The following is a 21,615-nucleotide window of genomic DNA, read 5'->3' as shown; positions in this document are numbered from 1 at the left end:
CCCCGTCGCCGCCCGCTCTCCGGGGCGGCGGCGGCACCCTTTCCTCACGAGCATACGGAACCTGCGGCATGAAACGCGCGCGCAAGAATAGCGGCATCACCGGCAAATTCGTCAGGCTTGCCCTGACCTCGACCCTGCTCGCAGGGGGAATGGCAGGAGGGACGATGGCACAGGGATCGCCCGCCGGTACCGAAACCACGCCCGCAAGCGCGCCGATCCCCGATCCGGTCTTCGCGCAGCCCTATATCGATATCGACGAATGGCGGGACGCACCGGTCCGCCATCGCTACGTCCATGGCGGCTTCAAGGGGACCGACACGCGCTTCTCCTTCTACTTCCCGCCGAAAGGGCAATATCAGGGGCGGTTCTTCCAGCACTTCACCCCCGCGCCCGACAACGAGAACCTGGCCCAGCAACCCACTTCGCCCGCCAATGACAAGATCTCCTTCTCGATCTCCAGCGGCGGATACTTCGTGGAAACCAACGGCGGCGGACCGGCTGTGGCGGGGTTCGGTTCAAAGGACCCCACCATCGGCGCCTACCGTGCCAATGCGGCGGCGGCCCAGTATTCGCGCGTCGTGGCGCTCCAGATGTACGGCGGCAAACGGCCTTACGGCTATGCCTATGGCGGCAGCGGGGGCGCCTATCGCACCGTGGGATCGATGGAGAACACGCGCGGCGTCTGGGACGGCGCGGTCCCGCATGTGCTCGGTTCCAGCATGGCGATCCCCAACAGCTTCACCGTGCGAATGCATGCCATGCGCCTGCTGGAAGGCAAGTTCCCGCAGATCGTGGATGCCATGGAGCCCGGTGGCAGCGGCGATCCCTATGCCGGGCTGAACGCCGAGCAGGCAGCCGCCTTGCGCGAAGTGACGCGCATGGGCTTTCCGCTTCAGTCCTGGTTCGGTTGGAAGACCATGGGCATCCACGGCTTTGCCGCGCTTTACGGCGGCGTCGTCATGGCGGATCCGGGCTATTTCACGGACTTCTGGACCAAACCGGGCTATTACGGCTTCGATCATCCCGAAAGCTTCACCGGCTATCGCCTGCAGCACAAGGCGGCGATCGCCGCCCTTGTCACCGGCGCGGATGCAAAACGGCAGAAGCTCGAAACCAGCGTGACCAACGGCAAGACCACCGGCAACGTCGATGACAGCTATGCCGCGATGCAGGGCAAGGAGGCCCAATATGTCGTCGCCATTCGCCTGTCCTCTCCGCCGCCGGCCGTCCAGTTCCTTGGCGGCGACCTCATCGTCCTGTCGGGCGCCGCGAAAGGGGCGCGGCTGACGCTGAGCGGCATCGACGGGGACACTGCCGTCTTCGGTATCGTCGACCCCGCCGTGGCCGCAAAGCTGGCACCGGGCGACGAAGTCCAGGTGGACAACAGCAACTTCCTCGCCGCGCAAACCTATCATCGCCACCAGGTGCCCGAAGCCGAATTCAAGGTGTGGGACCAGTTCCGCGGGGCCGACGGCAAACCGATCTATCCCCAGCGGCCGATGCTGCTCGGGCCGCTGTTCACCAAGGCGACGGCAGGGTCGGTCCCCGAGGGCAATTTCGAGGGCAAGATGATCCTGGTCGAATCCCTGTGGGACCGGGAAGCCTATCCCTGGTCGGCCGACTGGTACCGCGCGCGGGTGGACAAGCACTTCGGCGCGAAGGCGGACGACCATTTCCGGCTGTGGTTCACCGACCACGCCCTTCATGGCGACAGCGACACGCAGGAGGACGCGATCCATACCGTCAGTTATGTGCCTGTGCTCAACCAGGCCCTGCGCGACGTGGCGCTGTGGGTCGAAAAGGGCATCGCGCCGCCCGCCTCCACCAGCTACCGCTATGACGACGGGCAGATCATCGTCCCGCCCACGGCCGCCGCACGCCGCGGCATCCAGCCGGTCATCGTTCTAAAGGCGAATGGCGGCGAGCGCGCGGACATTGCCGCCGGACAGACCGTGACCTTCCGGGGCACGATCGAGGTTCCGCCCGGAACCGGCACCGTCATCGCGGCGGAGTGGGATTTCGAAGGAACCGGCACTTTCGCGGTCCAGTCTCCGGTGAAAGCCGGCCTCAGGACGGCCACCGTCACCATCACGCACAAGTTCGACAAACCGGGCACTTACTTCCCGGCCCTGCGCGGCATTTCCCAACGTGAGGGAGACCGCGAGACGGCATTCGGCCGCATCCAGAATCTCGGCCGGGTCCGCGTGGTCGTCAAATAGTCGGCAGCACCTGCGCGTTCCCGTAAGGTTTGGCGGGGAACGCGCAGGTACTGCCGCCGGGTATCGTGATAGTCCCGGTCAGATCGGGTCTTGGCCGCCTGACCGGTGGCATCCGCAGCCGTAGAACGCCGCCACTGCTCCCTGCATCTCCGCAATGGCCGCAAGGTCCGGCGGAGATGCCGCAAGCGACGCTCGCGCCGACGCGGTCAATCTGCGTTCCAGCTCCGGGAGATCGACACCGACACAGGCCCCGTTCTCGACAATCCGGCGCCCTCCCACCAGCAGGCATCGAACATGCCGGGACTGGGCCCTGCCGATGACGAGAGAGATCGTATCGGGTTCGGGCAGGATGTTGTCCGCGGATAGCGCCGCGAAATCGAGCACGAGGATATCGGCAGGGGCGCCCACCGCGATGGCCGCACCTTCCGTGCTGCCCAGCACCGACTTGCGCCCCGCCTCCAGAGCTCCATGCAGAACCGCGCTCGGGTCGAGCCCGCGCCCGCAGGAAGAGGTCCGCGCGTGGACGTGCCAGGCGAGGCGAAGCTCGCGAAGCATGTCCTCGTCGTCGTCCAGCGCCATTCCGTCCAGCCCGAATGCCACGCGCACGCCGGCATCGAGCAGCGCTGCGAGATCGGGCACCCCCGACCGCAGCCGCAAGTTGGAGGACATGTTGATCGAGACCGTCACCCCCCGTTCGGCAAGGAGCGCGATGTCTTCGGGTTCGAGCCAGACCGCATGGGCCACGGTAAGCCGATCGCTCAGGAGCCCCAGCCCGTCCAGCCATGCGAGGAACCCGCCGGGATGATGCGCCTTGGCCCATTCGCGCTGCAGTTCGGTTTCCAGCAGATGCATGTGAATGCGGCGCCCGTCCGCGGCGGAAGCGCGGGCAATCGCGGCAAGCGTTTCCGGGCGGGTCCATTGCGGCGCAACCGGGTGGTATTGCAGCACGAAATGTTCGTGCTCCAGCGCTTTTGCCTTCTCGAACAGGGCAAGGTTGGTTTGCAGGTCCCGCATCCCCGCCCCGGCGGCAAGCACGGCGCGCCGGCGTTCGTCCGGAAGAAATCCGGCCAGCCGCGCAAGGTCGCCGTAAACGCAAGGATTGCGGTCGAAGAACGGCCATCCGAAGGCCACCCGTATGCCCACGTCCCGCGCTGCGCGGGAGACGGCTTCGGCCTCCTCCAACAGGGCCCGGCCGTCCTGCGTGTTGTGGCAGTGATTGACGGCGCCCACCCCGCCCTGCGCAAGCCTTCCCAGCGCCACCGCCGCGTTCAGCCAGGGGTCGACACGCGGCTGCCGCGCAAGATCGGGCAACCAGGTTTCCAGCGACTGGTCAGCCGCGCCGAACGCCAGCGTCCTCAGCCCGCGTCCATGGTCGTGCCCGTTCGCAAGGCTTGGCATCATCAGAGCGCCGGCTTCCTCCGGCGTCAGGCTCTGCGGCGGGATGGCGCGCATGGCCGCGATGCGGCCTTCCGCGCCGATCTCAATCTCGGTTGGCCCCAGGACCTTGCCGTCGGCGCTCGCGATCACGCGTCCGGCACGAAGCAGGCGGGACGACGTCTCGCCGGTCATGTGGGCATTCCCGAAAGGCAGTTCCAGATGTGAGCCATGGGATCTTCCATAGGCAGGACGAGATACCCTGCGCGTTGCCAAAATGTATGTCCGGACTTCGGTTTGCGACAACACGGAAGACGAACGCACGGATTTGGCAACAGGTCGGTTCGTTAGTTGCAATGGTCCAGCCCGGAAATTTTTGCCTTCATGGCGCGGCGTGCCGGACAGCCCGGCCAAGCAAAAGGCCGGGACCATCTTCGGGAACCCGGCAAACCGACAGTGGAGGACCACGTGAGCACAGAAACGACCAAGCGTGGCGCGAGAGAGGGTCGAAAGGGAATTCGAGAGTTCCGACCAGAAAAGGGGTTTCGCGTCATGTCCCGTATCAACAATCCCAATGGGCTCACTACCCGTCACACGTCGCGGCTGAGGCTGCTTGCAGCGTCCTGCGCCGCCATCGCGCTGGCTGGCGGGGCACAGGCCGCGCTGGCTGAGGAAGCTGCCGAGGCCGCGCGTTCGGCAACCGGCTCCGACTCCGATTCCGGGGCTATCGTCGTCACCGCGCTGCGCCGTGAGCAGAGCATCAACGAAGTGCCGATCTCGGTCGCGACCTATGACAAGCGACTGATGGACCAGCAGGGCATCCGCAGCATCGACGACCTGTCGCGAATGACCCCTGCCCTGAACTTCGCGCCGTCCTCTGGCGTTTCCGCCAATAACGGCAGCAACATCTCGATCCGCGGCATGGCCTCGGACGTGGGTTCGGCCACCACCGCGATCTATATCGACGATACCCCGATCCAGATTCGCAACGTCGGCTACTACGGGGGCAACCCCTATCCCAAGGTCTTCGATCTCGACCGCGTGGAAGTGCTCTACGGACCGCAGGGCACGCTGTTCGGCGCCAGTGCCGAAGGCGGCGCGGTGCGCTTCATCACCCCTGGCCCGAACTACGACAAGTTGAGCATCTACAGCCGCTCGCAAGTGTCCTTCACCGAGGAAGGCGCGCCTAGCTACGAAGCCGGCCTCGCCTTCGGCGCCCCGATCACAGACAACCTCGCCTTCCGCGTGAGCGGCTGGTACCAGTATTCGGGCGGCTATATCGACCAGGTCGCACAGGGCACCGACACCGTCATCAAGAAGGACGTGAACTCGGGCAACTCCACCGTCATCCGCGCATCGCTCGGCTGGAAGCCCACCGACACCCTGACCATCACCCCGAGCTTCTACTACCAGCACGTCGAGGCCAATGCCCGTGACGACTACTGGGAAGGCTACGGGCTGGCCAAGGACAACGACTACCACACCGGCGTCTATTCCCTCGAACCGAGCAATGACACGTTCTACCTCCCCTCGCTCAAGGTGGACTGGAACATCGCGCCGAACATCGAGCTGATCTCCAACACCTCGTACTTCGCCCGCAAGCAGGAACAGACGCTCAACTACGCCACCTATTTCTCGGTGCTGCGCACGGGCAATCCGTTCGGGGTCTATTCCAACAAGGATCTCGACAACACCAACGACTACCTGACGATGAAGCAAAAGAACTTCGTCCAGGAAGCGCGGCTCCAGTCCTACGACAACAAGCTGATCGACTGGACCGCCGGTGTCTATTACGCGCACACCAAGCAGGACTTCAGCAACTACACCGGCTCCGGGCGCATCCCCGGCACGCTCATCAACGGCTATCAGCAATACGACGGCCGCTTCAGCTACGTGAATCTCGTCCATGCCAAGGATGAGCAGATCGCCGGTTACGGCAGCGTCGACGTGAAGCCGATGGAGAACCTGACCCTCACCGCCGCCATCCGCTACAGCCACGTCGCCTTCGACTTCGTGAACGTCGGCGACGGCACCACCACCGGCAACGTCCGCACCGTCACCACCGCCAACATGAAGGAAGGCGCCTGGACGCCGAAGTTCGGCATCTCGTACAAGATCGCGCCGAACAACATGGTCTATGCCTCGGCGACCAAGGGCTTCCGCCCCGGCGGCGCACAGGCCAGGATCCTGAGCGACCTGTGCACCGGCGACCTTGCCACGCTGGGCCTGACCGAAAGCCCCACCGCCTATACCTCGGACTCGCTGTGGTCCTACGAAGCCGGCACGAAGAACTCCCTCTTCGGCGGCAAGGTGAACTTCGGCGCCAGCGTCTACCTGATGAAGTGGAAGAACATCCAGCAGTCCGTACGCCTGCCGACCTGTTCGTTCTCGTTCATCTACAACCTGGGCAATGCCACCGGCAAGGGCGGGGAGCTTTCGCTCGACGTGAAGCCGGTCGAGGGGCTGACGCTGGGCGGCAACGTGGCTTATGTCGATCTGACCTATGATCATGACGTATTCGGCGGCAACGGCCTGATGCTGAAGGCCGACGGCCAGCACATCGGCGGCCCTTCGTGGACCGGCCACCTCTACGGCACTTACGAGCGTGAAGTGGGCCAGGGCGTCGATGCCTATCTGCGCAGCGACTTCACCTTCGCCAGCCATACCTACCAGACCTCGGTTTCCGGCGCCTATGGCTACGATTCCGGCCTGACCGAACTGGATGCCCGCAATTATCTCTCGGCCCGCGCCGGTGCCCGGTTCAGCGGCGTGGACCTTTCGGTCTTCGTCGAGAACCTCCTCAATTCGAGCGACGTTCTCTCGCGCGGTCACGACTCGATCGGCTCGTCGCTCTACTACAACCAGAGCTATCGTCCCCGCACGGTCGGCATGACCCTGCAGTACCGCTACTGAGGCCAGCTATCCCGAAAGGGTCGCACAGGGCGGCGGGGGCAGAGATGCTCCCGCCGTTCTCGTTCGTGCAGCCGCTCTGTGCGGCAGCGCCCAAAATAAAAGGCCCCCGCCAATGGCAGGGGCCTTCGTTCTTGCGGAAAGGGCGTTCGGATCAGCTGCTGGTGGCGGCCTTCTTCTGGACCGGACCGGGCGGGGTGATGGACGCGCAATTGGATTGCGGCACCTTTCCCGCCAGCAGGGCCCGCGCGAAGGGGATCGAATCGCGCGCCGAAGCATTCACCGCGCTGCCGTGATCCTCGCCGGGATAAGTATGCCACTGGATGTTGCTGCCCGCCGCGCACATCGCCTTGACGGCGTTGTACTGTCCCTGCGTCCCCGCCATGTCGTCCGCAAGGCCCGTACCGGCAAAGATCGGGCCGGGCATTCGGCCATCGGGGAAATCGAAGTTGGCGCTCATCGTCCCGTCTATCGGATCGATATTCTCGACGAAGACCTGCTGCCCGGTCAGCCCCTCCTTGTCGGCCTGCGCGAAGAGATCGTGCAGGCAGGCCTTGCGCGATGTCCGCAGCAGCGGGCGGCCGGCGGGCTTCACGAAATCGGCCGGGTCCAGATCGGGATGGAGCGCCCGGTCGATCCCCGCGATCCGCAGCATGGCGAAACCGGGAGGCATGTAGTGCGGATCGGTGAGAGTATTGGACTTGGCAACGTAGTCGGCCGTGTGCGGGGTATCGAAAGTCATGACCAGTCCGGTCGCCACGGTGCCCAGCATGTGGAGCTGCGGCGCATAGCTCTTCGCCAGATAGGTCGCCCCCAGCGCCGCGCCCGATCCCTGAGACTGGCCGACGACCAGTACACGATTGGACAGCGCGGCGGGATATGCGCCCAGCGCCGCCCGTGCCGCATCGAGCACCGAGCGTCCCTCCGAACGCCAGATCAGGTACGGGTGGACGCCCTTGGTTCCCAGCCCCTCGTAATCGCTGGCGACAACCGCGAAACCGGCCGCGAGCCACTTTTCGAGATACTCCTTGTCGCGCTCCGAAGTGCCGGTCCACGAAGGCGCGCAGACATCGGCAAAACCAGTCGTGCCATGCGCCCAGGTGACGATAGGCCAGCCACCCTTCGGCGGCTTGCCCTTGGGCAGGAACAGCATGCCGGAAACCGCGACGGCCCCTTGCCCTACACCGCTTGTCGAGCTGTAGAGCACCCGCATCGCCTTGCCGGCCTCGGGCTGGGTGCGTTCGGCAGGCAGGGCTTCCTGCCGCAGCATCCGGCCCGGCGCGCCGATGGTTCCGTCCCAGCGGTAGAAATCGGTCACGCCGCCGTCGCCGTCGATATGGCCGAGGTCGGCCGATCCTGCCTGTGCCTGTGCGGTCAGCGGAACGCCCGCCGCCAGCGAAACCGCCGCCAGCAGGGCCATATGCGAAAGGCGGGTCTTCATGTGGGGCCTGTTCTTCATGTCGAGATCGTTCGCTCCTTCTGATCGCGAGCTGATGCTGCCGCGAGCCTACGCCCTTTCCACCGGCCATGCGGACGCCGTTCCCGCATCGCCCCATTGCATCTGCGGCAACGCCCCGCCGGATCGGCCGCGGACCGCTTCACCGAAAAGTATACGCCTCGGTGCAGATTCCGAACCCGCCTTGTCCGATCATGACCCCGGCCTATCCTCCGAGGCGAACAAGGAGATGGTCGCAATGGCAGTGTCGATGGCAAGCACCGGACCGCGAGGGAACTGGACGACCGTAGCCCTCGTCTACGCCATCGGGCTGGGCAGCATGGCTCTCGTCGGCATCCTCTCGCCGCTGGCGCTGCGGATCACGGCATCGCTGCACGCCCCGGCCTCGGCGATCGGCCTGACGATAGCACTCTTCTCGCTTCCGGCAGCGATCGTCGCCACCATCGGCGGCGGCGTGGTGGACCGCCTCGGCCCTCGCCTCGTCCTGCTGCTGACATCGCCCGTATTCGTGCTGGCCGATGCGATAGTGTGGCTGGCCCACGACATCTGGCTGCTCAACTTCGGCGTGCTGCTGGCGGGGATCGGTTATCTGGGCATTCTCAACGGCGGCGCCGCCATGCTGATCGGCGCGCTGGAAGGCACGGCACGAACCAGGGCGATGACGCTCTGGTCCACTTACGCGCCGACCGGCTTCTCGCTCGGCCTGCTGATCGCGGCGCCATTCACCGCCGGCGAGGCGTGGCGCTGGGCGATCCTGCTCCACGGCGCCTTCATGGCGCTTTGCACCGCCGGATCGTTCGCGCTGCCCCATGTCGCGCTGATTCGCGCAAGGGGCGCCAGCGCGCGGGAGAAACTGACGAGCCTGTTCGCCGGGCTGCGCCATCCCGCAATCCTGATGCTCGGCCTTGCCATGGCGATGCCCGCGATGATCTCCTACGGCACCAGCCTTGCCGCGGCGACCTACATCGCCAAGGTCCACGGGGTTTCGCTTGCCGCATCGGCAAGCATCGTCGCCGTCGCCAAGATCGCGGCCGTCCTGCTGGGCGGAACCGTTACCGGCGCGCTGCTCACCCGCGATTTCCCGCCCCGGCGCCTGCTCGCCATCGTGGTGGTCATCGGCATCCTGGCGCAGACCGCGCTGTTCCTGCCGACCAGCCCGCTGGTTCTGGCGATAGCCGGGCTCATGGCCTGGCTCTTCACTTACGGCGCCGCGACCGGCGTGTGCATGGCGACGATGCCCGCACTTTCCACCAAGGATATCGGGGGCGGCAGCGTGGCGGGATTGGTAAACCAGTTCGTCTCGATCGCCTCGTTCCTGACGCCGACGATCTACTTCTCGCTCACACACTGGAGCGCTTACGTCGCCATCGCCGTGATCGGGCTGATCGCCTGCCTCGCCGCGCTTCCGACGGTGGGTGCGAGAACAAGTGCAAAAGCGGCGCAGCCGCATGCGGCAGATCACACCGCGGTATCGCCTCCGTCCACCGGAAGCATCGCCCCGGTCAGGTAACTCGCCGCGCCGGATGCCAGGAACCGCACGAGCGCGGCAGCCTCGCCTGCCGTCCCGTGGCGGCGCAGCGGAATGCGTCCGTCCACTTGCGCGCGCTGCGCCGCTGCATCCTCCACGCCGTCCCAATAGGCCCGTGTGAGCGGCGTATCGAGCCACCCCGCCAGCACCGCGTTCACCCTGATCCCCTCCGGCCCGAGTTCGGCGGCAAGGCTGCGCACCAGTCCCGCCACACCGGCCTTGGTCGCCTGATAGGCATGAGTGAAGGGTTGCCCGCGCATCGTCGCGGTCGATGAAACGATCGTCACGCTGGCGTTGCCGGACTGCGCAAGCCAGGGCTGGGCCGCCTGCGTCACCAGGAACGGCAGCCGCAAGTTGATGGCGGCGGCCTGGTTCCACATGGCGACGGTCCACTGCGCGATCGGAGCGCTTTCCATGGCCGCCGCCGCGATGACGACACTGTCTATCCCCGCGAAAAGCCCCGCAGCCTCCGCCGCAGCCCGCGCGCCGGTATCGGCGGCGGCAAGGTCGAGCCTCAGGAAATCCACGCCCGGCGCGATCCCCGCCGGAACCGCACACTCGTCCACCAGCAGCACGCGGTCTCCTCCCTCTGCGAAGGCCGCCGCGATTTCTCCGCCCAGTCCGTTCGCCCCGCCGATTACCAATATGCCTGCCATGATTGCTTTCGCCCTTTCCATTGCCGCAAAAGCGCAGCGAAGCACGAGCGCTTTCATTCCGCCCATGGCCGGATCGGCAACGGCTCAGGCATGAAAAAGCAACTCTCGGCAACACCCTGGTTGGCTATCTATGCTGGCATGACCCAGGCATCCCTGATCGACATCGCCCGGCCTGACTTCGATACCGACGATCCGGCCGCCGTGCGCCGCGCCATCCGCGAAGGGCGCTTCACCGGCTTCACCAACCATGTCGCGCGCGGCCATGTGCAAGGCAACCTCGTTGCCGTGCCCGAAGCCCATGCCGACGCCTTCGAACTCTACTGCCGTTCGAACCCTCAGGCGCTGCCCATCCTGGGCCGCAGCGCGCCGGGCTCGCGCGAGATTCCCGAACTCGCCGCCGACATGGACCTGGCGCGCGACACCGGCGGTTACATGGTGTTCCGGGACGGCGAACTGGCCGAGACGCCGCGCGATGCCCGCCATGCCTGGGCAGACGATCTTGTGTCCTTCGTTCTGGGGTGCTCGTTCTCGTTCGAGGCGATCCTGCAGAGCCACGGCGTGCGCCTGCGACATCTGGACGAAGGCAATGTCTCCGCCATGTACGAGACCGCGCGCGAAACGGTGCCGGTCGGCCCGTTCGGCGGCAGGCTGATCGTCTCCATGCGTGCGCTCTCGCCGGAAGACGCCGTGCGCGCAACGATCCTTTCCGCCCGCTACCCCCAGTTCCACGGCGCGCCGGTATCGCTCGCCCTGCCCGGGGATCTCGGCATCGGCGATCTGGGCCAAAGTTACGGCGGGCACGGCCTGACCCGGCTGAATACGGGCGAAGTCCCGGTATTCTGGGCCTGCGGCGCCACCGGGCAGAACGCGGTGCGCGCCGCGCGCCTGCCGCTCTGCATCACGCATTACAAGGCGCATATGGTCGTCACCGACCTGCCTCTCCCCAAGGACTGAGCCATGAACCTCGACGAGATCATTTCCTTCTATCACGAGCACGGCTACGTGGTCGTCCCCGGCCTGTTGCAGGGGCCCGTGCTGGACAGGCTCCGCGCGCTGACCGATGAAGTCGCCGCCCGCGCCGCAGAGGCGGAAGGCGACGATGCCTGGTTCGATTTCGACACCGATGCCGATGGACAACGCACGATCCAGCGCATCAAGAAGCCCAACCGCATCGACCCCTATTACGCCGCGCAGGCAGGAAATCCGCAGGTGCTGGAAATCCTCACCGCGATCATCGGCAAGCTGGTCCGGCTCAGCCATACCAAGATCAACATGAAGTCGGCCAATGGCGGCGCCGCGCTGGAATGGCATCAGGACTGGGCCTTCGCGCCGCACACCAACATGTCCACTTGCGTCGCCTCGATCATACTCGACGGCGCCAGCGCGGCCAATGGCGCGATGCAGGTCATCCCCGGCAGCCACAAGGGACCGCTTCTGGATCACCACGACGAGGAAGGCTTCTTCTGCGGCGCGGTCGACACGGCGGAGTTCGACATGTCCAGGGCCGCGCTGCTCGAAGGCCCTCCGGGCACCGTCAGCTTCCACCACCCGATGACGCTGCACGGATCGAGCGTGAACCGCTCGGGCGATCCGCGCCGGATCCTGTTCTACGAATATGCCGCCAGCGATGCATTCCCGCTGTTCTACAAGGTCGATTGGGAAGAATACGAATCCCGCATCGTCAGCGGGCCTTCCACCACCGAAGTCCGGTTCGAGGACAATTACGTCAAACTCCCCTTCCCCTCGCGCGCGGGCAGTTCGATCTACAAGATCCAGGCCGAATCCAGGCGCAAGTTCTTCGCGGACGCCAAGTGATGGGAGCCTCCGGCAAACGCCCCGTCGCTTTCGTGACCGGCGCCAGCGCGGGCACCGGGCGCGAGATCGCACTCTCGCTCGGCACGGCGGGCTATGACGTTGCGCTCGTCGCGCGGCGGACCGCCGAAATGGAAGCCGCCGCCGAAATCATCCGCGCGGACGGCGGCGAGGCACTCGTGCTCACCGCCGACGTGCGCGACGGCGAAGCCCTGAATGCGGCGCTGGACGCCTTCCTCGACTGGTCGGGCGGGACGGTGGACGTCGTGGTGAACGCGGCAGGCTATACCGGGCCGCTATCGCCGCCGATCGGCGAATTCAGCCTTGAGGAATTCGACAGCACGGTTGCCACCAACCTGCGCGCGCCGTTCATCGTGCTTTCGCGGCTGCTGCCGGTCATGCGCCGGGCCGGATCGGGCAGGATCGTCAACATCGGCGGCAACCACGGCATGCGCGGCCGGGCCGGACGATCGAGCTATTCCGCCTCGAAATGGGGCCTGCGCGGGCTGACCCGCAGTGCCGCCCTCGAAGCGGGGCCTGACGGCGTGACCGTGAACTACATCGCCCCCGGCCCCATCGCCGTGCCGCGCATGAAGGCGAACTGGCGGGCGCTGGCGCAGCAACGCGGGTTGAGCGAGGAGGAAGCGCTCAAGGCCTATGTCGCGGACATGGGCATTCCGCTCAACCGCCCCAGCGAGATGGAGGACATCGTTGCCATGGTACTCTATCTCGTCGGCGAAGGCGGACGAAACGTCACCGGGCAGGAACTGGTCGTGGACGGCGGCGCCACGCTATAACGCCGTGCAAAGGCCGCGCCGTCCCGGTTCGATTTGGGACGGCGCGCCTTTTTCCGATTCAGAACAGGTCGAAGTATTCGCGGTGCTCCCAGTCGGTCACCGTCTGGTTGTAGCGCATGACTTCCGCGCGCTTGATCATCAGGAAATGATCCACGAAATCGCTGCCGAAGGCACCGCGCAGCAATGTGCTGTCATCCAGCAGGTCCAGCGCCGCCTCAAGGCTGCGCGGAAGCCGCTCCGCCTCGGCAGCGTAAGGAGAATCCACCGATTCCGGCGGCTCCAGTCCCGCCTCGATACCCGCCAGTCCGGTCGCCATCTGGGAGGCGAGATAGAGATAGGGGTTGGCTGCGGGCTCACCCACGCGGTTCTCGATACGGCGCAGCTTCGCAGGCCCCCTGGCGAGCACCCGCAGCAGCGCGCCGCGATTGTCCTCGGCCCAGGCAAGACGGTCTGGCGCCAGCGAGTTCGGGCGGTAGCGCTTGTAGCCATTGATCGTGGGGGTCGAAAACGGCGTGGCCGCCGCCGCACCCGCCAGCAATCCGGCCAGGAACTGCCGCCCGACCGCGGATAGCCCCGGCGCACCGTCTTGCGGCGCGAAGGCGTTTGCTCCGGTCTTCAGGTCACGCAGAGACTGGTGGAGATGCCACCCGCTCGCCATGGCTTCGGGAAGCTGCGGGCGGCACATGAAGCTGACGTGATAGCCATGCCGCCGGGCGACCTGCTTGGCCATGCCACGGAACAGCACCATGTCGTCGGCCGGGCCGATGCCGGAGCCGACCTTGAACACGAATTCGCACTGGCTCGGGCCGAATTCCACTTCCATCGAATGCAGCGGCAGGCCCAGCGCCAGGCAGTTCTGCCTCAGAACATCGACGATCGGCTCGATCTGGTCGTAGCGCTGCTCGGTCAGGTAATTGTAACCCTGGTGAAGCAGCGAGACACGCGGCGGACGCGCGGGCTGGCCGGCATCCTCGGGGCTCAGCGCCGCATCTTCCAGACGGGTGAGATAGAATTCCACCTCCAGCCCGCTGACGAATTCGAACCCGCGCCCGGCCAGCCGAGCCGAGGCGTCCCGCGCCAGCCTTCTGGTGGATGAAACCACCGGGCGGCCGTCATTGTGGTAGAGATCGCAAAGCATCCACCCGGTACCGGGCGCCCAGGGCAGGAGGCGGAACGTCCCCGGATCGGGCACCATGACGACATCGCCGCCGCCCTGGAGATCGGCATTGCCGATCCCCGCCCCGGCCGAGAAGACCGGCGCTACGGTACGGTGCGCAGTGTCCTTGAGCAGCAGCGTGGAGGTGATCGCGCAGCCATCCTCGAAAGCGCCCTCCAGCGAGCCTGCCAGCAGGGTCTTTCCGCGCGCGATGCCGTGCATGTCGGCAAAGACGAGCCGCACGGTGGATACCTCGTCCGCCTCCACCCGGCGCAGCACTTCGGCGGCGAGGCGGCGCTGGTCCTCGTTCCACAGGCCATAAGCCTCGACAAATCCGGTCATGGCGCTCCCCGCTTATTCGGCGGCGTTCGCGGGTGCCGCCCAGGGCGCGGCATCGCGGCGGCGGGCATCGACAGCGCGCCAATACGCCTCGAGATCGGCTCCGGCAGGCGCCACCCCGTCAACCGTGCCCGGATCCACCACCGCCAGCGCTTCTTCCGCCGTCAGGTCCAGCAGCGGACGCTCGCCGTTCTCCATCTTGCGGAGCTGCCTGAGCAGCATGGTGCGATACGCGACGATGCCCTTGTCGGTCGTGCCGAGATGCTCCCGCGTGCGATCCTGGATACGGCCCATGGACTCCACGGCCCACTGGTCGTGAACGTTGATATCCTCGCCCATGCCCGTGTAAGTCCGGCTCTTCTGCTCCACCAAGTCATAACCGTAATCATTCGCGCGGTTGAGGCGCGGCTTGTAGTCCGGCAGTTCGTAAAGCGTCAGCCGCTGGCGGCGCATCTCCTCCTTGTCCACCGCATCGGTGAAGCTGGTGAAGGCGGCGTACCAGTAGCAGCTCGTGTCATCGATCGGCACGTGCCACTGCGTGATCGTCATCGTCTCCGACAGCGGAATGACGAAGGCCTGCGGGAAGAACAGGTTGGTGATGCGCACATGGGTCTGCCCTTCAGGCAGCGGGCGCAGCGCGGTGAGCCGGAAGCCGATGTCTGTCGGTGAAATCGTGATGTCCGGGTTCTCGAACTCGCGCAGGACCTGGATCATGGTCATGTCGCTGTCGGCCGAACGGGCGCGGAACTGCTTGCCATAGGCATCCGCTTCCTCGTCCTCGAAGAAACGGTGAAGAAAGCTGGCGTGCGCCGGATCGATCCCCACCTCGAGCGCCTGAAGCCAGTTGCAGTCGAGATAGCCCTTGAAGGCAAAGACATGGCTGCCGGGCGCCGCGAAGCAGTCCAGCCCCGGAAAAGCCGTGGGCTCGCCTTCACCCAGGAAGCCGAAGATCATGCCCGCCTGCTCGATCACCGGATAGGCACGCTGCCTGACGCGCGTGCAGAGCTTCGAGCCTGCCGGTTCGCCCGGCGTCTGGATGCAGTTGCCGTCCACATCGAACAGCCAGCCGTGGAACAGGCAGCGCAGTCCGCCGTCCTCGAGCCGCCCGAAGGCAAGGTCGGCGCCGCGATGGGGACAATCGCGATCGAGCAGGCCCAGCCGCCCCTCCTGGTCGCGGAACAGCACCATGTCCTGCCCCAGCACTTTCACCGCCTTGGCCGGGCGCGGTCCCTCCAGTTCCTCCAGCAGCGCGATCGGCTGCCAGTAGCGCCGCAGCAGCGCGCCAAGCGGGCGGTCGCGGCCGCTGAGGGTGACGAGATCGTTCTGTTCAGGTGTCATGGGCGTCTAATCCGTCAATCATCGAACCGAGGCCCTGTCCGGCTTGCCGCGCGGGCGTTACGCGCCCTTCGGCCCTTTTCGCGGACCGTTCGCTGCGGCAGCCTTCGGCCACTTCCCGCGTCATGCCTCAACGCGCGCGCGCCGCGTGTTGCCGAGACCACCCCGGCTCGTTGCCGAAACCGCACCGCACACCTCGTTGCCGCGCCAGTTTTTAGAACATAGACCTTGAACCCCTTAATCGCTTCGAGAGTCGCCCCCAGAATGAGCCAGTCCCCGCGAGAAATCCGCCATGTCGCCGTCTTCTGCGGCTCCAACACCGGCCTGGGCGACAAGTACGAACATGCCGCCGCCGCGCTTGGAGGCGCACTGGCCCGCAAGGGGATCGGGATCGTCTATGGCGGCACGCACAAGGGGCTGATGGGCATTCTTGCCGATGCGGCCCTGGCAGAGGGCGGGCACGTCCACGGCGTCATCAACCAGCGCCTGTTCGACAAGGGCCACCTCCACCCCGGCCTCTCGCTGCACGAAGTGGTCGAATCCATGCGGGTGCGCAAGGAACGGATGCTGTCGATCGCCGACGCCTGCATCGCCCTGCCCGGCGGCATCGGCACGCTTGAGGAATTCATGGAAGCCTGGACGCTCAACCAGCTCGGCGAGATCGACAAGCCGGTGGGCCTCTACAATGTCGGCGGCTTCCACGAACCCTTCATGGCCTTCATCGACAAGATGATCGAAGAGAAGTTCCTGCCGCCGGAACATCGCAAGGGCATCGTCCTCGAAGCCGATCCCGAAGCGCTGATCGATGCGCTGGCCGCATTCGAGAAGCCGGTCGTGCCGAAGTGGCTCTGACTTCGGCGATCTGACTTCGGCGGGACAGGATCGCCTGCCCCGCCGAAAACCTTCCTTGTTCAGACAGTCGTGTCGATCCAGATCGACTTGGTCTGGAAATGCTCCTCGACGTGCTGGCGGCCGTATTCGCGGCCGTGCCCGCTCGCCTTGATCCCGCCCGACGGCACCGCAGGGTCGATCCGGTTGTAGCAGTTCACCCAGACCGAGCCCGCCTTGAGCGCACGGGCCATGCGGTGCGCGCGGCCGAGATGGCTCGTCCAGACCCCGGCGCCGAGCCCGAATTCCGTGGCATTGGCGCGGGCGATCACTTCATCCTCGCTATCGAAAGGAAGCGTCGCCAGGATCGGGCCGAAGATTTCCTCCCGCACCGCGCGCATGTCGTCGCGGGCCTCGACGAGAACGGTCGGCGGGAAGAAGAAGCCCTTGTCGTAGGCTGCGCCCGACAGCCTGCCCCCGCCCGAGAGCGGCGCCGCGCCCGCCGCCAGCGCATCATCCATATGGCCGCAGACGCGCTCAAGCTGACGCGCCGAAACCAGCGGGCCGAGGTCGGTTTCGGGATCGAGACCATCGCCGATCTTCAGCGTGCCCGCGATCCGCGCGACTTCGGCGGCGAATTCGCGGTGAACCGCGCGCTCCACGAACAGACGCGTTCCAGCGCTGCAAACCTGCCCGGAATTGGCGAAGGCCGCGATCACCGCGGTCTTCGCCGCCGCTTCGAGGTCGGCATCGGCGAACACGATATTGGGAGACTTGCCCCCCAGTTCCAGCGAGAGCCGCTTGAGGTTGCCCGCCGAAGCCTGGACGATGCGGCGGCCCGTCGCCTCCGAGCCGGTGAAGGCGATCTTGTCCACCCCGGAATGCGCGGCGAGCGCCGCCCCGGCCTCGGCACCGAAACCGGTGACGACGTTGAACACGCCCTCCGGCACGCCCGCTTCCAGCGCCAGTTCCGCAAGGCGCAGCGGCGCGAGGCTGGCGTCCTCGGCAGGCTTCAGCACCAGCGTGCAACCGCTTGCGAGCACCGGCCCGAGCTTGAGAACACTGGCCCAAAGCGGTCCGTTCCAAGGGATGATCGCCCCGCAAACGCCAACCGGTTCCTTCACCGTGCAGGCGAAAGTTCCGGGATCGGACGGCCGGTTCGTGGTGCCTTCGACAGACCGCGCGATACCCGCGAAATAGCGCAGCAGGTCTACCAGCATCGCCACCGAGCCGCGGGTGTGGCGGATCGGCGAGCCCATCTCCAGCGTATCCAGCCGGGCGAACTGCTCGGCATCGCGCTCCAGCAGGTCGGCCAGGCCCAGGATCAGCTTCTGCCGATCGGCCGGCGAGAAGCGCGGCCATGGCCCTTCCTCGAAGGCGCGCCGCGCGGCATCGACCGCACGGTCCACATCACCCGCCGTGCCCCGCGCGATCCGGGCCAGCACTTCGCCGGTCGCCGGATTGCGGGTTTCGAAGGTTTCACCGGATTCCGCCGGAAGCCATGCTCCGCCGATCAGCAGTTTCTCGTCGCGAACTGCCATGGCTTCAATCCCTCAACCGGAAGCTGACGCCCTGCGCGCCTTCCCAGAGCACCGTTCGGCCCAGCTCGGGCAGATGCTCAAGCCCTTCCACGATGGTCAGGAAGTGAATGCCCGCCAGCGGCCCGAGCTTGCTGGCGAAAGCCACGCCGCCATAGGCAAGCAGGATCTCGCACTCGCTGTAGCCACCGGGATAGAAGATGAACTGGCCGGGCGCGGGATAGCGCGTGGGATTTTCCCAGGGCAGGTCGTAGTGCGCATCGCCCAGCGGAATCCACACGCCCTCGCCGCTCCAGCGGACATGGATCAGCTTTTCGTCGTAAGGCAACATCGCCTTGAAACGGGCGGCGGTGACAGGAGCGAGTTCCTCCTCCAGCCGGGCAACGAACCGGAACGGGCCGGCGGTAATGTCGATCAGGGTCATTTATCGTGTGTCCGTAGGGTCAGGCGGCAGCGACAAGGCGTGCAAGGCCGCGTTCGAGATCGGCGATCAGGTCTTCCACCGCTTCGAGGCCGACATGGATGCGCACGGCCGGGCCGGGGGCGGACCACTCCGTCGCCGAACGCAGGGTGTTCGGGTAAGTCGGCACCACGAGGCTTTCATAACCGCCCCAGGAATAGCCGAGCTTGAACAGGTCCATATGGTCCATGAAGGCAGCGAACTGCTTGTCCGTGCAGGCTTCCAGCACGAAGCCGAACAGGCCGGAGGCGCCGTCGTAATCGCGCTGCCAGATCGCATGGCCGGGATCGCCCGGCAGCGCGGGATGCATGACGCGGTGGACTTCGGGGCGGCCTTGCAACCATTCGGCGATGGCCAGCCCCGAGGCATGATGCTGCTTCATGCGCAGCGGCAGGGTCCGCAGGCCCCGCATGGCCATGTAGATATCGTCCGGCCCGGCGCAGTATCCCGATGCCGACGCGGTTTTCTTGACCGGGATGAAGGCATCCTCCGTGGTGACGGCAATGCCGAGCATGAGGTCGGAGTGGCCTGAGATATACTTCGTCGCGGCATTGATCGAGACGTCCACGCCGTGCTCCAGCGGCCGGAAATTGATCGGCGAGCCCCAGGTATTGTCGAAGATCGTCCAGATGCCCCGCGCCCGGCACTCCTTCGCGATCGCGGGAACGTCCGTCATCTCGAAGGTCAGCGAACCGGGGCTCTCCATGTAGACGACACGGGTGTTCGGCTGAAACAGCTCGGCGATCCCGGCGCCCACGTCCGGCCGGTAATAGGTCACGTCCACGCCGAACTTGCGCAGGAAGCTCTCGCAGAAATCGCGGGCTGGGCCGTAGAGGCTGTCGACGATCAGCAAGTGGTCGCCCGCCGAAAGGAACGCGGTGAGCGAGGCGCAGATCGCGCCAAGGCCGCAGCTCGTCGTGATCGCGCGGTAACCGCCTTCCAGGAGGGTGATCGCATCCTCGAAGGCACGCGTCGTCACCGTGCCCTCGCGTCCGTAAGTGAAGCCTTCGAAGGCGCCCGAGGCCCGGTCGCGCCGCGTTTCGAGCAGGGCCTCCACGGAATCGAACAGGACTGTCGAACAGTGGTAGACCGGCGGATTGACGACGCCGAAATTGTTCTTCGGATCGCGGCCTGCGTGGAGTGCCTGGGTATCGCGCTTGAACCCGGTGATATCGGTCACTTCGTGAGGTCTCCTTAGATGACGGTGCCGGAATCGACGACGATGTCCTGCCCGGTAATCATGCGCCCCGCCGGTCCGACGAGGTGGAACAGGGCTGCGGCGATATCGTCCTCGGTAACGAGGCGGCCCAGCGCCGTTCCGGAAAGGAAGCGTTTCAGGGGCGCATCCTCGGGCTCGCCGTTGCGCTGGGCGGTTTCGCGGAACAGGCGGTGGATACGCTCACCCTCGACCCCGCCGGGCGAGATCATGTTGACCCTCACCCCGTGCGGCGCCGCATCGAGCGCGGCGGACTTCACCAGCCCGCGCAGCGCCCATTTCGACGCGGAATAGAGCGAGAACCCGGCCACGCCCTTGTGCCCGTAAGTCCCGCCGACGGCCACGACACGCCCTTCGCCCCGCGCCGTCATGCCGGGCATCACGGCAGCCATGGCATTGACCACGCCCAGCACGTTGATGTCGAAGCATCCGCGATAGTCCTGCGGGCTCGCTTCCCAGACCGGGCGGCGGGGCGCCCCGACACCGGCCGCACAGACCAGTATGCCGGGCGCGCCCAGTGTCCGTTCGGTCCGGGCGGCAGCCTCGCACATCGAGGCATCGTCGGATACGTCCGCAGCGCAGGCGATGACGTTCAGCCCTTCGGCAACGAGGGATGCCGCCGCCCGCTCTCCGGTTGCCGCATCCCGGCCCACGATCGCCACGCCGGCGCCCGCGCGGCCAAGCGCCCGTGCGAGGCCCAGGCCGAGACCGCGCGTCCCTCCCGTCACCATGGCAACCTTGCCTTCGAGGCTCATCGGCGCGTCATCCGCATTTATCGTCCTTGATTGGGCTTCCCTGATGACTTGGTAGCGCAAGATCACGGTTCGGGAAGGTGACCATTAGGCGACGGGTCCGCACCGAAAAAGCACCGCCGGGGCCATGGGTGTTGTCCTAAACAGTTCACGGCGAATGGATCATGGCCTGCCGCTCCCGGCTGATTTTCCGCAGTTTTCCGGGGCCCGCGCCATCAAGGAGTCTCGATAATGAGCCGTAGCGAAAGAAGCGAGGACGACATTGCGGCAGCAGCCGCCGTCTCGCTCGAAGAAATTCCCGTGATCGACTTCGCGCCGTTCCTGAGCGGCGATCCGGAAGCCCGCCGCACGGTGGCAAGCGAGATCGCGCGGGCCTGCGAGGAGATCGGCTTCTTCTACCTCACCGGGCACGGTGTGCCGCAGGCGGTGATCGACGCGATCTTCGCCGCCGCCGCCGACTTCTTCGCCCGCCCCGCCGCCGAACGTGCCGGCGCCCATGCCACGCCCGAATGGTATCGCGGCTATATCCCGATGCCGGAACGCCAGCCCCTTTCGCGCAATACCCGGATGTTCGAGCAGTACCGCCTCCAGCACGAATGGCCCGCCGATCCGGGCGACATGGAACATGCCCGTATCTTCGACCAGGCAAACCGCTGGCCCGAAGGCATGGCCGCATTCCGCGAGGCCGGAGAGGACTATCTCGGCGCCATGCTGGCCCTTGGCCGCGAACTGCTGCGCGCCTTCGCGCTTGGCCTCGGGCTGGAGGAAAGCCGGTTCGACGACTGGTTCAGCCAGCCGCCTTCGCAGCTCAGCCTGAACTATTACCCCGTGCTCCCGGACAGCGCGGACACCGACGTGTCCAACATGATCTCCCATACCGACGAAGGTCCGTTTACGATCCTGGCCCAGGGCGCGATTGGCGGGCTCGAGGTCAAGCGCCGCGACGGGGCATGGATACAGGCACCGCCGATCCCGGGCGCCTTCACCATCAATGTCGGCGACATGATGATGTGGTGGTCCAACGGCCGCTTCATCTCGAACTACCACCGCGTGCGCAACCGCACCGACGTGGAGCGTTTTTCGGTCCCCTATTTCGCCAATCCGGACCGCACGGTGACCGTGGCGCCCCTGCCCGAACTGCTGGGCGAAGGCCCGCGCTATGCGCCCGTCCGCGTCGCCGACCACCTCGCCCGTTTTTACAGCCAGCTCTCCAAGAATCCTCATGAAGCCTACAACTGA

At 66.1% G+C, this 21,615-nt stretch carries 17 protein-coding genes; 8 read left to right on the top strand and 9 right to left on the bottom strand.

The window, feature by feature from the left end:
- Positions 1 to 68 precede the first annotated feature (68 nt).
- On the top strand, positions 69 to 2,219 hold the full coding sequence (locus ACXJ16_RS18895; protein WP_463923012.1) for a hypothetical protein: 2,151 nt from the start codon (positions 69 to 71) through the stop codon (positions 2,217 to 2,219).
- Between the two features lie 78 nt (positions 2,220 to 2,297).
- On the opposite strand, the gene ACXJ16_RS18890 is transcribed toward ACXJ16_RS18895, so the two are convergent.
- Entirely contained in the window at positions 2,298 to 3,788 is a 1,491-nt protein-coding gene (locus ACXJ16_RS18890; protein WP_463923011.1) for an amidohydrolase family protein, read from the bottom strand.
- A 357-nt stretch (positions 3,789 to 4,145) separates the two neighbouring features.
- Here ACXJ16_RS18890 and ACXJ16_RS18885 point away from each other — a divergent pair, with 357 nt between their 5' ends.
- A complete protein-coding gene (locus ACXJ16_RS18885; protein WP_292635891.1) occupies positions 4,146 to 6,506 on the top strand; it encodes a TonB-dependent receptor in 2,361 nt (786 codons plus the stop codon).
- Between the two features lie 151 nt (positions 6,507 to 6,657).
- On the opposite strand, the gene ACXJ16_RS18880 is transcribed toward ACXJ16_RS18885, so the two are convergent.
- On the bottom strand, positions 6,658 to 7,962 hold the full coding sequence (locus ACXJ16_RS18880) for a lipase family protein (RefSeq protein WP_324699510.1): 1,305 nt from the start codon (positions 7,960 to 7,962) through the stop codon (positions 6,658 to 6,660).
- Between the two features lie 235 nt (positions 7,963 to 8,197).
- On the opposite strand from ACXJ16_RS18880, the gene ACXJ16_RS18875 reads away from it, so the two are divergent.
- A complete protein-coding gene (locus ACXJ16_RS18875; protein ID WP_324699509.1) occupies positions 8,198 to 9,469 on the top strand; it encodes an MFS transporter in 1,272 nt (423 codons plus the stop codon).
- Here the strand turns inward: ACXJ16_RS18875 and ACXJ16_RS18870 are convergent.
- Positions 9,418 to 10,143, bottom strand: a complete 726-nt coding sequence (locus ACXJ16_RS18870) for an SDR family NAD(P)-dependent oxidoreductase (RefSeq protein ID WP_324699508.1) — start codon at positions 10,141 to 10,143, stop codon at positions 9,418 to 9,420. The two genes, ACXJ16_RS18875 and ACXJ16_RS18870, sit on opposite strands and share 52 nt — an antisense overlap.
- Before the next feature lie 138 nt (positions 10,144 to 10,281).
- On the opposite strand from ACXJ16_RS18870, the gene ACXJ16_RS18865 reads away from it, so the two are divergent.
- The 3 genes from ACXJ16_RS18865 to ACXJ16_RS18855 are packed head-to-tail and all read left to right on the top strand — an operon-like array spanning position 10,282 to position 12,752.
- Complete coding sequence (locus ACXJ16_RS18865; RefSeq protein WP_185999574.1) at positions 10,282 to 11,097, top strand: D-glutamate cyclase family protein; 816 nt, start codon at positions 10,282 to 10,284, stop codon at positions 11,095 to 11,097.
- Between the two features lie 3 nt (positions 11,098 to 11,100).
- Positions 11,101 to 11,958, top strand: coding sequence for a phytanoyl-CoA dioxygenase family protein (locus ACXJ16_RS18860; protein WP_324699507.1), 858 nt, complete (start codon positions 11,101 to 11,103; stop codon positions 11,956 to 11,958).
- A complete protein-coding gene (locus ACXJ16_RS18855; protein WP_324699998.1) occupies positions 11,958 to 12,752 on the top strand; it encodes an SDR family NAD(P)-dependent oxidoreductase in 795 nt (264 codons plus the stop codon). The genes ACXJ16_RS18860 and ACXJ16_RS18855 overlap by 1 nt, the downstream gene beginning before the upstream one ends.
- A gap of 58 nt (positions 12,753 to 12,810) precedes the next feature.
- Here ACXJ16_RS18855 and ACXJ16_RS18850 read toward each other — a convergent pair whose 3' ends face one another.
- Both ACXJ16_RS18850 and ACXJ16_RS18845 read right to left on the bottom strand, forming a co-directional pair.
- The gene (locus ACXJ16_RS18850; RefSeq protein ID WP_324699506.1) at positions 12,811 to 14,250 is read right to left on the bottom strand and encodes a glutamine synthetase family protein; all 1,440 of its coding nucleotides are present in this window, start codon (positions 14,248 to 14,250) and stop codon (positions 12,811 to 12,813) included.
- Between the two features lie 12 nt (positions 14,251 to 14,262).
- Positions 14,263 to 15,585, bottom strand: a complete 1,323-nt coding sequence (locus ACXJ16_RS18845; RefSeq protein WP_324699505.1) for an aromatic ring-hydroxylating dioxygenase subunit alpha — start codon at positions 15,583 to 15,585, stop codon at positions 14,263 to 14,265.
- 261 nt (positions 15,586 to 15,846) lie between these two features.
- Here ACXJ16_RS18845 and ACXJ16_RS18840 point away from each other — a divergent pair, with 261 nt between their 5' ends.
- Positions 15,847 to 16,434 carry an LOG family protein gene (locus ACXJ16_RS18840; protein ID WP_324699504.1) on the top strand — a complete coding sequence of 196 codons (588 nt, stop codon included), beginning with the start codon at positions 15,847 to 15,849 and terminating at the stop codon, positions 16,432 to 16,434.
- Between the two features lie 59 nt (positions 16,435 to 16,493).
- On the opposite strand, the gene ACXJ16_RS18835 is transcribed toward ACXJ16_RS18840, so the two are convergent.
- Genes ACXJ16_RS18835 through ACXJ16_RS18820 form a run of 4 tightly spaced genes read right to left on the bottom strand, consistent with a single transcriptional unit; the run spans position 16,494 to position 20,379 of the window.
- On the bottom strand, positions 16,494 to 17,951 hold the full coding sequence (locus ACXJ16_RS18835) for an aldehyde dehydrogenase family protein (protein WP_324699503.1): 1,458 nt from the start codon (positions 17,949 to 17,951) through the stop codon (positions 16,494 to 16,496).
- A gap of 4 nt (positions 17,952 to 17,955) precedes the next feature.
- A complete protein-coding gene (locus tag ACXJ16_RS18830) occupies positions 17,956 to 18,372 on the bottom strand; it encodes a DUF3830 family protein (RefSeq protein WP_054441779.1) in 417 nt (138 codons plus the stop codon).
- A gap of 19 nt (positions 18,373 to 18,391) precedes the next feature.
- Positions 18,392 to 19,588, bottom strand: a complete 1,197-nt coding sequence (gene metC, locus ACXJ16_RS18825) for a cystathionine beta-lyase (protein WP_324699502.1) — start codon at positions 19,586 to 19,588, stop codon at positions 18,392 to 18,394.
- Positions 19,589 to 19,602: 14 nt separating this feature from the next.
- On the bottom strand, positions 19,603 to 20,379 hold the full coding sequence (locus ACXJ16_RS18820; RefSeq protein WP_132468898.1) for an SDR family NAD(P)-dependent oxidoreductase: 777 nt from the start codon (positions 20,377 to 20,379) through the stop codon (positions 19,603 to 19,605).
- 228 nt (positions 20,380 to 20,607) lie between these two features.
- Here ACXJ16_RS18820 and ACXJ16_RS18815 point away from each other — a divergent pair, with 228 nt between their 5' ends.
- A complete protein-coding gene (locus ACXJ16_RS18815; RefSeq protein ID WP_324699501.1) occupies positions 20,608 to 21,615 on the top strand; it encodes an isopenicillin N synthase family dioxygenase in 1,008 nt (335 codons plus the stop codon).

The organism is Novosphingobium sp. TK71, from assembly GCF_055361505.1.
This window is presented reverse-complemented; position numbering and strand designations above follow the sequence as displayed.